Origin of the sequence: Cupriavidus consociatus, assembly GCF_017814975.1 — a bacterium.
GTDB lineage: Bacteria > Pseudomonadota > Gammaproteobacteria > Burkholderiales > Burkholderiaceae > Cupriavidus > Cupriavidus consociatus.
The window spans coordinates 156,143-169,915 of the sequence record NZ_JAGIQA010000012.1 but is presented as its reverse complement, the minus strand read 5'-3'; the positions used below and the strand labels follow the sequence as shown (position 1 = coordinate 169,915).

The 13,773-nt window shown below is 67.6% G+C and carries 13 protein-coding genes; 8 read left to right on the top strand and 5 right to left on the bottom strand.

The features are described 5' to 3' along the window. Positions 1–6 precede the first annotated feature (6 nt). Both J8I82_RS18145 and egtD read right to left on the bottom strand, forming a co-directional pair. Complete coding sequence (locus J8I82_RS18145; RefSeq protein WP_209759920.1) at positions 7–1,266, bottom strand: SUMF1/EgtB/PvdO family nonheme iron enzyme; 1,260 nt, start codon at positions 1,264–1,266, stop codon at positions 7–9. Positions 1,267–1,410: 144 nt separating this feature from the next. Further along, the gene (gene egtD, locus J8I82_RS18140; protein WP_209759917.1) at positions 1,411–2,517 is read right to left on the bottom strand and encodes an L-histidine N(alpha)-methyltransferase; all 1,107 of its coding nucleotides are present in this window, start codon (positions 2,515–2,517) and stop codon (positions 1,411–1,413) included. A 526-nt stretch (positions 2,518–3,043) separates the two neighbouring features. Between egtD and J8I82_RS18135 the strand changes: the two genes are divergently transcribed. The 4 genes from J8I82_RS18135 to ilvA all read left to right on the top strand — a co-directional run bounded on the left by J8I82_RS18135 (position 3,044) and on the right by ilvA (position 6,970). Then, complete coding sequence (locus J8I82_RS18135; protein ID WP_209759915.1) at positions 3,044–3,748, top strand: TerC family protein; 705 nt, start codon at positions 3,044–3,046, stop codon at positions 3,746–3,748. Between the two features lie 131 nt (positions 3,749–3,879). After that, complete coding sequence (locus J8I82_RS18130) at positions 3,880–4,674, top strand: thymidylate synthase (RefSeq protein ID WP_209759913.1); 795 nt, start codon at positions 3,880–3,882, stop codon at positions 4,672–4,674. Next, positions 4,671–5,171, top strand: coding sequence for a dihydrofolate reductase (locus J8I82_RS18125; RefSeq protein WP_116320889.1), 501 nt, complete (start codon positions 4,671–4,673; stop codon positions 5,169–5,171). The genes J8I82_RS18130 and J8I82_RS18125 overlap by 4 nt, the downstream gene beginning before the upstream one ends. A 215-nt stretch (positions 5,172–5,386) precedes the next feature. Continuing rightward, positions 5,387–6,970 carry a threonine ammonia-lyase, biosynthetic gene (gene ilvA / locus J8I82_RS18120; protein ID WP_209759910.1) on the top strand — a complete coding sequence of 528 codons (1,584 nt, stop codon included), beginning with the start codon at positions 5,387–5,389 and terminating at the stop codon, positions 6,968–6,970. Positions 6,971–7,024: 54 nt separating this feature from the next. Here ilvA and pmbA read toward each other — a convergent pair whose 3' ends face one another. Next, complete coding sequence (gene pmbA, locus J8I82_RS18115; protein WP_209759908.1) at positions 7,025–8,392, bottom strand: metalloprotease PmbA; 1,368 nt, start codon at positions 8,390–8,392, stop codon at positions 7,025–7,027. Between the two features lie 65 nt (positions 8,393–8,457). On the opposite strand from pmbA, the gene yjgA reads away from it, so the two are divergent. Together yjgA and mog are read left to right on the top strand one after the other, a co-directional pair. Further along, positions 8,458–9,063: a ribosome biogenesis factor YjgA gene (yjgA, locus tag J8I82_RS18110; protein ID WP_280907396.1), complete on the top strand. Its 606-nt coding sequence runs from the start codon at positions 8,458–8,460 to the stop codon at positions 9,061–9,063. Then, positions 9,060–9,707 (top strand): molybdopterin adenylyltransferase, encoded by a 648-nt coding sequence (gene mog / locus J8I82_RS18105; RefSeq protein ID WP_209759904.1) that lies wholly within the window; start codon positions 9,060–9,062, stop codon positions 9,705–9,707. The genes yjgA and mog overlap by 4 nt, the downstream gene beginning before the upstream one ends. 106 nt (positions 9,708–9,813) lie before the next feature. Here the strand turns inward: mog and J8I82_RS18100 are convergent, their stop codons facing one another. Next, the gene (locus J8I82_RS18100) at positions 9,814–10,695 is read right to left on the bottom strand and encodes an AEC family transporter (RefSeq protein ID WP_209759902.1); all 882 of its coding nucleotides are present in this window, start codon (positions 10,693–10,695) and stop codon (positions 9,814–9,816) included. Between the two features lie 90 nt (positions 10,696–10,785). Then, the gene (orn, locus tag J8I82_RS18095; RefSeq protein WP_209759900.1) at positions 10,786–11,421 is read right to left on the bottom strand and encodes an oligoribonuclease; all 636 of its coding nucleotides are present in this window, start codon (positions 11,419–11,421) and stop codon (positions 10,786–10,788) included. Positions 11,422–11,517: 96 nt separating this feature from the next. On the opposite strand from orn, the gene J8I82_RS18090 reads away from it, so the two are divergent. Together J8I82_RS18090 and rsgA are read left to right on the top strand one after the other, a co-directional pair. Further along, the gene (locus tag J8I82_RS18090) at positions 11,518–12,765 is read left to right on the top strand and encodes a M48 family metallopeptidase (protein WP_209759899.1); all 1,248 of its coding nucleotides are present in this window, start codon (positions 11,518–11,520) and stop codon (positions 12,763–12,765) included. After that, on the top strand, positions 12,762–13,742 hold the full coding sequence (gene rsgA, locus J8I82_RS18085; protein ID WP_209759897.1) for a ribosome small subunit-dependent GTPase A: 981 nt from the start codon (positions 12,762–12,764) through the stop codon (positions 13,740–13,742). Before J8I82_RS18090 ends, rsgA begins: the two co-directional genes overlap by 4 nt. Positions 13,743–13,773 lie beyond the last annotated feature (31 nt).

The following is a 13,773-nucleotide window of genomic DNA, read 5'->3' as shown; positions in this document are numbered from 1 at the left end:
GAGACGCTACAGCGCGCAGGTCCGGAAGCCGACGAACGCCAGGTCATCCTCCGGCAGCAGCGCCCAGCGCGCCCGCGCATGGCGCAGCCGCGACGGGCTGGCGAACGATACGCCGCGCACCGCCTGGTGCGTGCCGAAACGGCCGACAAACTCGCCGTCCGACGGCGCCGCGTTGAAGCCCGCGTAAGGCTCGTACGGCGTCGCCGTCCACTCGCGCAACGCGCCCCACTGCAACCCGCGGTTCTGCGTTGCCGCCAGCTCCCATTCCGATTCCGCCGGCAGGCGCCGGCCGGCCCAGGCACACCACGCCTGCGCTTCGAACAGCGTCACGTGGCGCACTGCCTCGTGGGGATTGAGCGTGCGCAGCGTGCCGAAGCGCTCCACCATCCATTGGCGCGAGTCCGGGTGGCGCGACCAGTAGCGCGGGGACGAGCGCTCCTGCGTCATCAGCCACTGGCGGCCCGACGCCGACCACCACGCGGGCCGCTCGTAGCCGCCGTCCTGTATGAATTCCAGGAACTGCGCGTTGCTGACCGGCGCGACGTCCATCTCGAAAGCCGGCACATAGGTCGGTTGCGGCGGCAATTCGTCGGGCCACGCAAAGCCGTCGGGCTCGCTCCAGCCAAGCGTGAAGCGCCCGCCCGGGAACTGCAGCGTACCGCCCTGCCCGACCTGCCGGGCACCGCCAGCGGCGGGCGCCGATTCCGCGGGCGCCAGGCCCAGCGCCTGCAGCAGCGCTGCCAGCCTCTCGCCCTGCGCATCTTCATGGAACAGCGCGCGGCGGTACGGGTACAGGGTCAGGTCGCTGTCGTCGGGCAGCAATGCGATCCGGCGCAGCAAGCCGTCGAGCACATCGGCGGCATAGCGCTTGACCACGGCCACGTCGGGCAGCGTGACTTCCCAGCGCTCGTCCGGGCCGATACGGTCGGGATCGAACCATTCGTCGGCGCCGTCGAGCAGCGAAGGCTCGGACGCCACCGGCACCGGCACGCCACCACGGTCTACCTGGCGCACGCCGCGCAGGCACCACCACTCGGCATGCCAGGCGACATGGCCCAGCGTCCATAGCGGCGGGTCGGCATCGTACTGGCGCGGCACGTCCCAGGCGCGGCGGGTCTGGCCGAACGGTGCCAGCCATGCCAGCGTGCGGTTGCGCGTCTCGACCAGCGCCTGCGCCAGGCCTTCGCGCGGCAGCCGCCGCGGATCGGACCAGGCCGCCTTGCCGCCGGTGAAATAGAGATCGGGAAGCATGGGAAAGCCGCTCATCGATAGGTCTGCGCAGGGGGATGGGGGTGGGAAGGCAATGGCCGCACTGGCGTGCAGCCTGCAGCGCACGCCAGTGCGGCCATTATGACACCACCTGCCGGCGGTGCCCGGCGGTGCCCGGACAGGGCCGGCCGGCCGGCAAGCTCAGCCGCGCGCGTGGAACACCGCGAACCAGCCTTGCGGATCGGTCCAGCAGACCGGGTCCTCAAACCCCGCAGCCTCGAGCAGCAGCGCGAAGTCGTCAAGCTTGTACTTGTACGAATCCTCGGTATGGATGCGCTCGCCCGCGCCGAATTCGCGCGCGCCGCCCTCCCACTGCACGCGCACCTCGCGGCATGCCTCCAGGTGCATCTGGATGCGCGACGCCTCACGGTCGAAGCTGGCCACATGGCGCCAGTCCGCCAGCACGAAGTCGGTGCCGACGATCCGGTTCACATTGCGCAGCATATTGCGGTTGAAGGCCGCCGTGACGCCCAACGCATCGTCGTAGGCCGACACCAGCGCGGCCTCGTCCTTGTGCAGGTCGACGCCGATCAGCACGCCATCGCCGCGCCCGGCCGCGCCGCGCAGCCGCTGCAACAGCGCCAGCGCTTCCATGGGGGAGAAATTGCCGATGCTCGAGCCCGGGTAGAAAAACAGCCGCCTGCCGCGCCTGACGTTGGGCGGCAGGTCGAACGGCGCGCACAGGTCGGCGCCCAGGCCCAGCATCGGGATTCCAGGATGTTGCTGCTGCAGCGACGACAGCGTGGTGCGCAGGAAATCGACCGAGATATCCAGGGCTACGTATTGCGCCGGCCGCAGGCTGCCGAACAGCCGCGCGGCCTTCTCGCAATTGCCGGCGCCCAGGTCCACCAGCACGCAGCCGCTGCCGGCGCGGGCCGCGATGGCGGGGGCGGCGCTGGCAAAGATAGCCGCCTCGGTGCGCGTCGGGTAGTACTCCGGCAAGTCGGTGATCGCCTCGAACAGGCGCGAGCCCAGCACGTCGTAGAAGAACTTGGGACTGATCGCTGCCGGCTCGGCGCACAGTCCCGCCAGCAGTTGCCGGCGCAGCGCGCCGCTGTCCTCGCAATACTGCTGCACGAACTCGGGCTGGGGAGGCGGGCGGTGCGCTTGGCCGTTGGCCAGTGCGACCAGCGCGGGCTGGGCGCCAGGCGCCGGCGCTATGGCATGGCCGTTGTGGTGGTGGTTGCGGAGAGTGGTCTGCGGGGTCTGCTGGGAAGAGGCGTTCGGCGGGTTCTGGACAGCCGGCATGACGTTTCCTTGTGTGGTCGCGAATGGTTACTGCTTCACTGCGTATTCCCCAAGGCCGCGCTGTGCATGTCGTGCGCGCCGGTCTCCGCAACCCGCCCCTGTGCGGTCCGGAGCGCATCGGGCGGAGCCGAACTTCAAGGATAGGTGCATCCGGCGGATTGCGCACCGTTGCATGCCGGAATGGGCGCGATGCGTCACTCTCCACAACTTGAGTCAGTATCTCCCCCAATGCGCCACACCAGCACCAGTTCGTTTATAATGCCGCCCAGCGCGGCCTCAGTGGCCCGCGACCCTCAAAGGGGAGTAGCTCCGGGGCCTGATGCCCTTAGCACAATCGTCATTCCGGGACCCAGTCCCCGGTTGTGCTGACCGCCGGTGCGCATACCGCGCCTGTGGTCGAGCAAGACCTTTGCAACCTGGACTTCATGGTTTGCAAAGGCGCCCCCATGCCCCCGTGCTCCGCGAATCCAGGCGAACCAACGTTAAGCGTGCGCATCTGCGCTGTTTTGTACCCTGAGGAGAGTTCATGGAGTGGTTTACCGATCTGTTCACGATGCAGTTCCTGACGGCCCTGCTGTCGATTGTCGTCATTGACCTGGTGCTGGCCGGCGACAATGCCATCGTGATCGCCCTGGCGGCGCGCAACCTGCCCCCGCACCTGCAAAAGAAGGCCATCATCTGGGGCACCATCGGTGCCGTGGTGGTGCGCTCGGCCATGACGATCGGCGTGGTCTGGCTGCTGAAGATCCCCGGGCTGCTGCTGGTCGGTGGCCTGGCGCTGGTGTGGATCGCCTACAAGCTGCTCTCCGACGAAAGCGGCGAAGAAGGGCACGGCTCAGGCGCCGCGACCCTGTGGGGCGCAATGAAGACCATCATCATCGCCGATGCGGTGATGGGCGTGGACAACGTGCTGGCCGTGGCCGGCGCCGCGCACGGCAGCTTCCTGCTGGTGGTGCTGGGCCTGCTGATCAGCATCCCCATCGTGGTGTGGGGCTCGAGCCTGGTGCTCAAGCTGATGGCGCGCTTCCCGGCCATCATCTACGTGGGTGCGGGCGTGCTGGCGTTCACGGCGGTGAAGATGATCGTGCACGAGCCGCTGGTCAAGGCCTTCTTCGAGGCCAACCCGGTGGTCAACTGGGGCCTGTACGTGCTGATCATCGGCGGCGTGCTGGGTGCCGGCTACCTGGTGCAGAAGCGCCGCGACCAGCAGGAACCGGCTGGGAGCCACTAAGGCTTGCCGCCGCGCCGGGGCAGCCGCCCCGGTCCGCTTAAGGAAGGGCCGCCCGGAAGGGTGGCCCTTCTTGCTTTAAAATGCCTGCTTTGCGGGTCCAGCGCCCGCGTCACATCCCCTGCCCCGCGCCGATGAAACAGTATCTCGACTTCATGCGCCATGTGTACGAGCATGGCACCGACAAGGCCGACCGCACCGGCACCGGCACGCGCTCGGTGTTCGGCTACCAGATGCGCTTCGACCTGCGCGAAGGTTTCCCGGTAGTGACCACCAAGAAGCTGCACCTGAAGTCCATTATCCTGGAACTGCTGTGGTTCCTGCAGGGCTCGACCAACGTGCGCTGGCTGCAGGAAAACGGCGTCAGCATCTGGGACGAGTGGGCCGACGAGAACGGCGAGCTGGGCCCGGTGTATGGCTCGCAGTGGCGCTCGTGGCCGGCGCCGGGCGGCCGCCATATCGACCAGATCACCGACCTGATGGCGCAGATCCGCGCCAACCCGGACTCGCGCCGGCTGATCGTGTCGGCCTGGAACGTGGCCGATATCCCCCGCATGAAGCTGCCGCCCTGCCACGCGTTCTTCCAGTTCTACGTGGCCGACGGCAAGCTGTCGTGCCAGCTGTACCAGCGCAGCGCCGACATCTTCCTCGGCGTGCCGTTCAATATCGCCAGCTATGCGCTGCTGACGCACATGATCGCGCAGCAGGCCGGGCTGGAAGTGGGCGACTTCATCTGGACCGGCGGCGACTGCCATATCTACAACAACCATTTCGAGCAGGTGCAGACCCAGCTGGCGCGCGAGCCGCTGCCGCTGCCGCGGCTGAAGATCCTGCGCAAGCCCGACAGCATCTTCGACTACCGCTACGAAGACTTCGAACTGGACGGCTACCAGTCGCATGCCGCCATCAAGGCACCGGTGGCCGTATGACGATCCTGACCCTGGTTGTCGCGAAGGCCCGCAACGGCACCATCGGCCGCGACAACACGCTGCCGTGGCGCCTGCCGGAAGACCTCGCGCATTTCAAGCGCACCACCATGGGCGCGCCCGTGATCATGGGCCGCAAGACCTGGGACTCGATCGGCCGCCCGCTGCCGGGCCGGCGCAATATCGTGGTCAGCCGCAACCCGGACCTGCGCATCGAAGGCGCCGAAGTGGCCACGTCACTCGAAGACGCGCAGCGCCTGTGCGTGGGCGTCGACCAGATCTTCCTGATCGGCGGCGCGCAGCTGTATGCCGAGGCGATGCCTTGCGCCGACCGGCTGGTCGTGACCGAAATCGATGCCGACGTGGAAGGCGACGCCTTCTTCCCGCCGATCGACCGCACGCAATGGCTGGAAACCGCGCGCGAGACGCACCATTCCGAGGCCAACGGCTTCGACTATGCGTTCGTCACCTACGATCGGCCGCCTTCGGAAGAGTCGTGAGCCGATACCGCCGGCATTGACAAATCCCGCCGCATCGCCCAAAGTCTGCCCCATGGACCGCCGTCACTTCCCCATCGCGCGAATTATTCGCACCATTCTCCGAATGGTGGGTTAGCGCGCGTCCAGAACCAGATTTCCGCAAAACACCCGCCCTGCAGGCGGGTGTTTTGTTTTCCGGCTCCAGGGCAATCGACAACGAACCCCGGAGCCTCCCCATGCACGCCACCACCGACGCCGCCACTGACGACGCCACCGAAGTCGCCACCCCCGCCGCGTCCGACGACCACACCTACCTCAAGCGCATCCTGACCGCGCGCGTCTACGATGTGGCGCGCGAGACCGAGCTGGACTTTGCCCGGCACCTGTCCGCCCGGCTGCACAACCAGGTCTACCTCAAGCGCGAAGACACCCAGCCGGTGTTCTCGTTCAAGCTGCGCGGCGCCTACAACAAGATGGCGCACCTGAGTCCCGAGGCCCTGCGGCGCGGCGTCATCACGGCCTCGGCGGGCAATCATGCGCAAGGCGTGGCGCTGTCCGCGGCGCGGCTCGGCGTGCGCGCGCTGATCGTGGTGCCGACCACGGCGCCGCAGGTCAAGGTGGACGCGGCGCGCGCGCACGGCGGGCCCACCGTCGAGGTGGTGCAGGCCGGCGACTCCTACACCGATGCGTACCGTCACGCGATGCGGCTGCAGGCCGAGCAGGGACTGACTTTCATCCCGGCATTCGATGACCCCGATGTCATCGCCGGCCAGGGAACGGTCGCGGCGGAAATCCTCAATGCGCACCGCGGCCCCATCCACGCGATCTTCGTGCCGATCGGCGGCGGCAGCCTCGCCGCGGGCGTGGCCACCTACGTCAAGGCGGTACGGCCGGAGATCAAGGTCATCGGCGTGCAGACCGAGGACTCGTGCGCGATGGCGCAGTCGGTCCGCGCGGGGCGGCGCGTCGAGCTGGAGGAAGTGGGACTGTTCTCGGACGGCACCGCGGTGAAGCTGGTCGGCGCAGAGACCTTCCGGCTGTGCCGCCGCTACCTGGACGAGATCGTCACCGTCGACACCGACGCGCTGTGCGCGGCGATCAAGGACGTGTTCGAGGACACCCGCAGTGTGCTGGAGCCAGCGGGGGCGCTGGCGGTGGCCGCGGCCAAGCAATATGCGGCGCGCGAGGGCCTGCGCAACCAGACGCTGGTGGCGGTCACCTCCGGCGCCAATATCAACTTCGAGCGCATGCGTTTCGTCGCCGACCGCGCCGAACTGGGCAACGCGCGCGAAGCCATGTTCGGCGTCACGCTGCCAGAGGCCTGCGGCGCGTTCCGCCGCCTGTGTGCCCGGGTGGGTGACCGGCAGATCAGCGAGTTCACTTACCGGATTGCCGATGCGCAGACCGCGCACGTTTTTGTCGGCATGCAGCTGCGCTCGCCCGGCGAGGCGGCAGAGATCCTCGACACGCTGCACGCCGACGGCTTCCCGGCGCTCGACCTGACCGCCGACGAGGTAGCCAAGGAGCACGTCCGCCATATGATCGGCGGCCGCTCGCCGCTGGCGCGCGGCGAGCGCCTGTTCCGCTTCGAATTTCCCGAAAAGCCGGGGGCATTGATGGCCTTCCTGTCGGCGCTGGCGCCTGACTGGAACATCAGCCTGTTCCACTACCGCAACCAGGGCGGCGATACGGGATCGGTGCTGGCCGGCATCCAGGTGAGCGACGGCCAGGTGCAGGCATTCCGCGAACGGCTGGCCACGCTGGGCTATCCCTGGCAGGAAGTCAGCGACAACCCGGCGTACCGCATGTTCCTCGCGTAAACGCGAGCGAGCCGCCCGCAGGCGGCTCGCCAGTCCATCCCGATCAGTCGCCGATCAGTTTCCGGCGATGGTCATCTGCTCGATCAGGATCGAGCCGGTTTCCTTGGTGCCGCGAATCAGCGAATCGGCGCCGATCGCGACGATCTGCTGGAACATCTCGGCCATATTGCCGGCAATGGTGATTTCCTCCACCGGATACTGGATCACGCCGTTCTCGACCCAGTAACCAGACGCACCGCGCGAATAGTCGCCGGTCACGTAGTTGACACCCTGCCCCATCAGCTCGGTCACCAGCAGGCCGGTACCGAGCTTGCGCAGCATCGCCGGGAAATCGTCGCCGGGCTCGGTCAGGTTGCTGTGCAGCGTCAGGTTATGCGAGCCGCCGGCGTTGCCGGTGGTCTTCATGCCGAGCTTGCGCGCCGAATAGGTCGACAGGAAATAGCCCTGCACCACGCCATCGAGGACCACGTCGCGCTCGCGCGTGCGCACGCCTTCTTCGTCGAACGGGGCGCTGCCCATCGCGCCCGGGGTGTGCGGCTGCTCGTGGATCTGCACGTGCGGCGCGAACACGGCCTTGCCCAGCGTATCGCACAGGAAGGTGGACTTGCGATACAACGCACCACCCGACACCGCCTGCACGAAGGCGCCCAGCAGGCCGGCGGCCAGCGGCGCCTCGAACAGCACCGGGCAGCGGCGCGTGGACAGCTTGCGCGCCTGCAGCCGCGCCAGCGCGCGTTCGGCGGCGTAGCGGCCGATGTCCTCCGGGTTGGCCAGTGCCAGCGGCGAGCGCTTGGACGAGTACCAGTCATCGCGCTGCATGCCGCCGCCGCTGCCGGCGATCGGCGCGCACGAGATGAAATGGCGCGAATACGGATAGCCGCCCGAGAAACCGCGCGTGGTCGCCAGCACGAACTGCGAGTGCTGCGCCGACACGCTGGCGCCGTCGCTGTTGCGGATGCGCGGCGACACGGCGAAGGCGGCGGCCTCGGCGCGGGTGGCGATGTCGATGGCGGCCTCGGCATCGATGGCCCAGGGATGGAACAGGTCCAGGTCCTGCGGCGCGCGCTCCAGCAGTTCTTCTTCGGCCAGGCCCGCGCACTCGTCTTCCGCGGTGAAGCGGGCGATGTTGTAGGCCGCCTCCGCGGTGGCGCGCAGCGCGGCCGGCGAGAAGTCCGAGGTGCTGGCATTGCCGCGGCGCTTGCCGATCATCACCGTGACGCCGACCACCTTGTCACGGTTCTGCTCGATCGTTTCCACCTGCCCCTTGCGCACCGATACGGACAGGCCGCTGCCTTCGGAGATCTCCGTGGCGGCGTCCGTCGCGCCCAGCTCGCGTGCCACACGCAGCACATCGGCGGCCATCTCGCTGAGCTGGGCCTGGGTGTAGGTGAAATGCGCGGTCTGTTCTGCGATCTGGTCCATGTGGGATCCGTGCCTGGGGTCATCAAAAGTCCAAGCGGCAATCATAGCAAGATAAAATGCCGGTCATGACGCGAAATTCCCGTAATTCCCAAGGCTCGCGCTTCCCCGGCGCATTCTCGCCGGAGCCCGAAGACGACGAACCGAAAAGCAAGTCGCAGCGCAAGCGCGACATGACCGCCCTGCAGGACCTTGGCGCCGAGCTCGAGGCGCTGCCCAAGGACCGGCTGGCGCGGGTGCCCATGCCCGAGTCGCTCGCCGACGCCATCCACGAGGCGCGCCGCACCACCAGCCATGAAGGCAAGCGCCGCCAGATGCAATTCGTGGGCAAGGTCATGCGCGGGCTGGACGACGATGAGGTCGAGGCGATCCGCGCCGCGCTGGAAGGCTTCAAGGGCACCAGCAAGGCCGAGACCGCCCGCATGCACCTGATCGAGCGCTGGCGCGAACTGCTGCTGGCCGACGACGCGGCGCTGACGCGGTTCCTCGGCGAGCACCCGGTCGCCGACGTGCAGTCGCTGCGCAACATCATCCGCAACGCACGCAAGGAGAAGGAGCAGGCCAAGCCGCCGCGCTACTTCCGCGAACTGTTCCAGGCCATCAAGGCAGCGCTCGACGCCAAGGACGGCGCTGCCTCCACCGACGCAGCCCCTTCCCCGGAGCCCGAGGCATGACCCAGACCACGCAGTCCACGCAGCCGGTATCCCGCAACCATCCCGACGAACTCGTCGTCGGCTTTGTCTCGGTCTCGGACCGTGCCTCGGCCGGCACCTACCAGGACGAAGGCATCCCGGCGCTGCGCGAGTGGTTCGGCCGCACGCTGACCTCGCCGTGGCAGGCGGTGGAGCGGCTGATTCCGGATGAGCAGGCGCAGATCTCGCGCACGCTGATCGAGCTGGTGGACGTGGCCGGCTGCGACCTGGTGCTGACCACCGGCGGCACCGGCCCGGCGCGGCGCGATGTCACGCCGGAGGCCACGCTGGCGGTGGCCACCAAGGAAATGCCGGGCTTCGGCGAGCAGATGCGGCAAGTGAGCCTGCACTTCGTGCCGACCGCCATCCTGTCGCGTCAGGTGGCGGTGATCCGCGAGACCGCCAGCCGCGCCGCGCTGATCATCAACCTGCCCGGCCAGCCGCGCGCCATCCGCGAGACGCTGGAAGGCCTGCGCGATGCCGACGGCAAGCCGGTGGTGCAAGGCATCTTCGCCGCGGTGCCGTACTGCATCGACCTGATCGGCGGGCCTTACATGGTAACCGACGAGGCCGTGGTCAAGGCCTGGCGGCCGAAGAATGCGGTGCGCGCCAAGCCTGCTGCGTAAGTCACGGAAGTCACGGAAGTCACGGAAGTCACGGAAGTCACGGAAGCCACGGAAACCTGGCCGCCGGCACTGTCGGCGGCAAACCCTCCCCACTCTCCCGCGCTCGTCAGCGCAATCCCAGGTACAACCCAACCGGCACGAACACCACCGCGGCAATATTGCCGAGCAGCACGATCGACGCGACCTGGTCTGGCTCTTGCCGGAAATGGTCGGCGATCAGGAAGTTCAGCACCGCCGGCGGTAGCGCCGCGAATACGAACAGCAGTCCGCGCTGCAGTTCCGTCAGCGGCACCCACTGCGCCAGCAGCAGCGCCACCGCGACGCCGGCCAGCGGGCACGCCACCGCGCCGACTACGCCCATGCCCCAGTTGCGCAGGCTCACGTCCTTCATGCGCACGCCCAGCGCGAACAGCATCAGCGGCACGGTGGCGTCGCCCAGCAGCTTGACCGACTGGTATACCGGGTCCGGCAACGTGAACCAGGGCCGCGCCAGCGACAGCCCGACGCCGGCCACCGTGGCCAGCACCATCGGGTTACGCACGATCTGCGCCATCGACGCATGCCGGTTGACGATCTTCAGGCCGAGGGTGAAGTGCATCAGGTTCGACGCCGCGAACAGCGCCACCGCCGGTGCCAGGCCGGCGTGGCCGAAGGCAAAGACCGACAGCGGCAAACCCATGTTGCCGCAGTTGTTGAACATCATCGGCGGCACGAAGGTGCGGGGATCGACCTTGAGCAGCCGCGCCACGGCCCACGCCAGCACGCCCGAACCCAGCACCACCGCCACCGCGCACACCAGCAACACCAGCTGGTCGGCCAGCACGAAGTCCTTGCCGACAAAGGCCGACACCACCAGCAGCGGCGCGATCACATCAAGCGTGGCGCGGTTGATCCCGGCCATGTCCGGATGGGCCTTGCGCCCGTACAGCCACCCGACCAGGATGATCAGGATGACCGGCGTGATGATGGATACGATGCGCTCGAACATGGCAGGCTCGACGGGAGGTGCCCGGGAGGGCTGCGCGCGCCCCGTCGGTGGTGGTTGGTTATTGTTGTCGTCGCAGGCCGGGAACCCGGCTTATTGCGCCGCGGTGTCGGCAGCAGGAGTGTCGGCAGGCGGAGTGGCCGCCGGCGCGCCCGGCGGCGTGTGACGGATAAAGTGTGTGCGGTAGTAGCGCAGTTCCTCCACCGACTCCAGGATGTCGGCCAGCGCCGTGTGCAGCTGGCGCTTGACGAAGCCCTTGTGGATAACCGGCTCCCAGCGCTTGCACAGCTCCTTGAGCGTGGACACGTCCAGGTTGCGGTAGTGGAAGAACGCCTCCAGCTTGGGCATATAGCGCGCCATGAAGCGGCGGTCCTGGCAGATCGAGTTGCCGCACATCGGCGACTTGCCGGCCGGCACCCAGCGCTTCAGGAAGGCCAGCAGCTCGGCCTCGGCCTGTTCCTCGGTCAGCGTGGAAGCCTTGACCTTGTCGATCAGGCCGGAGCGGCCGTGGGTGCCCTTGTTCCAGTTATCCATGCCGTCAAGCACGGCATCGCTCTGGTGGATCACCAGCACCGGCCCTTCAGCCAGGATATTGAGTTCGGAGTCGGTAATGACGACCGCCACCTCGATGATGCGGTCGGTATCCGGCTGCAAGCCGGTCATTTCCATGTCCAGCCAGATCAGGTTGTTTTCGCTTTTGACGGATTTGGCGGTGGCGTGGGTGGTCATCGGGACTGCTGAGAAAGGGATTTGGGGAAGCGGTCGCGGCGGAGCCGGACGCGAACAACTTATAATTCTCGCATATCCGTCCCAAGGCTCTTGCCTATGTTCACGATTGTCTTCCTCGCCGCGCTGGTGCTGATGGTGCTGACCAAGCTCTGGCTGGCCGCGCGCCAGGTGCGCCATGTGGCACAGCACCGCAACGCGGTGCCGGCGCGCTTTGCCGACACCATCACGCTCGCCTCGCACCAGAAGGCGGCCGACTACACCATCGCCCGCACCCGGCTGTCGATGCTTGAAGTGCTGGCCGGCGCCGCGGTGCTGATCGGCTTCACCATGCTGGGCGGGCTGCAGTTGCTCAACCAGTTCTGGCTGGAGACCTTCGGCCCGGGCTATGCGTATGGCGTAGCGCTGGTGGCCAGCGTGGCGGTGATCGGCGGGCTGGTGGACCTGCCCTTTTCGCTCTATGGCCAGTTCGGCATCGAGGAGCGCTTCGGCTTCAACAAGATGACCTTCGGCCTGTGGCTGGCCGACATGGTCAAGATGCTGGCGGTCGCCAGCGTGCTGGGCCTGCCGCTGCTGCTGGCGGTGCTGTGGCTGATGGAGGGCGCCGGCTCGCTGTGGTGGCTGTGGACGTGGCTGGTGTGGATGGGCTTCAACCTGTTCCTGCTGGTGGTGTTCCCGACCTTTATCGCGCCGCTGTTCAACAAGTTCGAGCCGCTGGCCGACGAATCGCTGCGCCAGCGCATCGAGGGCCTGATGCAGCGCTGCGGCTTTGCCAGCAAGGGCCTGTTCGTGATGGACGGCAGCAAGCGCAGCGCGCATGGCAACGCCTACTTCACCGGCTTCGGCGCGGCCAAGCGCATCGTCTTCTTCGATACGCTGCTGGCACGCCTGTCAGGCGACGAGATCGAGGCGGTGCTGGCTCACGAACTCGGCCACTTCAAGCGCCGCCATGTGGCCAAGCGCATCGCCGTCACCTTTGCACTGAGCCTGGTGTTCCTGGCGCTGCTGGGCTGGCTGGCGACGCGGACGTGGTTCTACACGGGCCTCGGCGTCGCGCCCAACCTGGGCGTGTCCAACCATGCTTTGGCACTGGTGCTGTTCTTCCTGACGCTGCCGGTGTTCACCTTCCTGCTCGGGCCGCTGTCGAGCCAGTCGTCGCGCCGCCATGAATTCGAGGCCGACGCCTTCGCCGCCGACCAGACCAATGCCGGCCACCTGGTGTCGGCACTGGTGAAGCTGTACAAGGACAACGCTTCGACCCTCACGCCCGATCCGCTCTACAGCGCCTTCTACTACTCGCATCCGCCCGCCGCGCAGCGGATCGACCGGTTGCTGGCGCACGCATGAGCCGCACCTCCCGACACCGCGGCGCCGGCGGCGCCAATGCCGGCACGAATGCAGGCAAGAGCGCCGAGCCCGCACTGATCATCGCCGCGCACGGGCGCCACTACGTGGTCGAGCTGGCCGACGGCACGCGCATGCATGCCTTCCCGCGCGGCAAGAAGAGCGACAGCGCCGTCGGCGACCATGTCAGCGTCGAGCGCGCCGCGGCCGACCAGTGCGTGATCACCAGGGTGCAGGCGCGCAAGAACTTGCTGCATCGCTCGGATCAGTTCAAGTCCAAGCTGCTGGCGGCCAATATCGACCAGGTCATCATCGTGCTGGCGACCGAGCCGGGCTTCTCCGAAGACCTGCTTGGGCGCGCGCTGGTATCGGCCGAGGCGCTGGAGATCCGCCCCCTGATCGTGCTCAACAAGACCGACCTGCCCGAGCGGCTGGACGAGGCGCGTCGGCGCCTGGCGCTGTATCGCGAGCTGGGCTACGACACGCTGGAACTGTCGGTGCGCGCCGACCCGGAACAGGCGCTGGCGGCGCTTCGGCCGCGGCTGGCGGGGGTGTCCAGCATCCTGATCGGCCAGTCGGGCATGGGCAAGTCATCGCTGCTGAACCTGCTGATCCCTGGGGTGGATGCGCAGACGCGCGAGATCTCGGCCAAGCTCGATTCCGGCAAGCACACCACCACGTTCACGCGGCTGTACCACCTGCCGGCGGACTGGGGCACGGTAGACGGACGCCAGGGTGCGCTGATCGATTCGCCCGGTTTCCAGGAATTCGGCCTGTACCACCTGAGCGAAGGCATGCTGGAACGTGCCTTCCCGGAGTTCCGGCCGCGGCTGACCGAGTGCCGCTTCTACAACTGCCACCACACCAACGAACCCGGCTGCGGTGTGCTGGCGGCGGTGGCGGCCGGCGCGATCGCCGAACGCCGCCACCAGCTCTACGCGCAGCTGCTGCACGAGTCCAGCCAGCAGAAGCCGTGGTAAGGTAAGCGCACCTGGGTAACCGGTGAGCTGC

What these genes read in the sequence shown, in the direction of transcription:
- J8I82_RS18130 (WP_209759913.1), top strand. Translation starts at nt 3,880, where the DNA reads ATGAAACAGTATCTCGACTTCATGCGCCATGTGTACGAGCATGGCACC.
- rsgA (WP_209759897.1), top strand. Translation starts at nt 12,762, where the DNA reads ATGAGCCGCACCTCCCGACACCGCGGCGCCGGCGGCGCCAATGCCGGC.
- J8I82_RS18090 (WP_209759899.1), top strand. Translation starts at nt 11,518, where the DNA reads ATGTTCACGATTGTCTTCCTCGCCGCGCTGGTGCTGATGGTGCTGACC.
- pmbA (WP_209759908.1), bottom strand. Translation starts at nt 8,392, where the DNA reads ATGGACCAGATCGCAGAACAGACCGCGCATTTCACCTACACCCAGGCC.
- orn (WP_209759900.1), bottom strand. Translation starts at nt 11,421, where the DNA reads ATGACCACCCACGCCACCGCCAAATCCGTCAAAAGCGAAAACAACCTG.
- J8I82_RS18135 (WP_209759915.1), top strand. Translation starts at nt 3,044, where the DNA reads ATGGAGTGGTTTACCGATCTGTTCACGATGCAGTTCCTGACGGCCCTG.
- J8I82_RS18100 (WP_209759902.1), bottom strand. Translation starts at nt 10,695, where the DNA reads ATGTTCGAGCGCATCGTATCCATCATCACGCCGGTCATCCTGATCATC.
- J8I82_RS18145 (WP_209759920.1), bottom strand. Translation starts at nt 1,266, where the DNA reads ATGAGCGGCTTTCCCATGCTTCCCGATCTCTATTTCACCGGCGGCAAG.
- J8I82_RS18125 (WP_116320889.1), top strand. Translation starts at nt 4,671, where the DNA reads ATGACGATCCTGACCCTGGTTGTCGCGAAGGCCCGCAACGGCACCATC.
- egtD (WP_209759917.1), bottom strand. Translation starts at nt 2,517, where the DNA reads ATGCCGGCTGTCCAGAACCCGCCGAACGCCTCTTCCCAGCAGACCCCG.
- yjgA (WP_280907396.1), top strand. Translation starts at nt 8,458, where the DNA reads ATGACGCGAAATTCCCGTAATTCCCAAGGCTCGCGCTTCCCCGGCGCA.
- ilvA (WP_209759910.1), top strand. Translation starts at nt 5,387, where the DNA reads ATGCACGCCACCACCGACGCCGCCACTGACGACGCCACCGAAGTCGCC.
- mog (WP_209759904.1), top strand. Translation starts at nt 9,060, where the DNA reads ATGACCCAGACCACGCAGTCCACGCAGCCGGTATCCCGCAACCATCCC.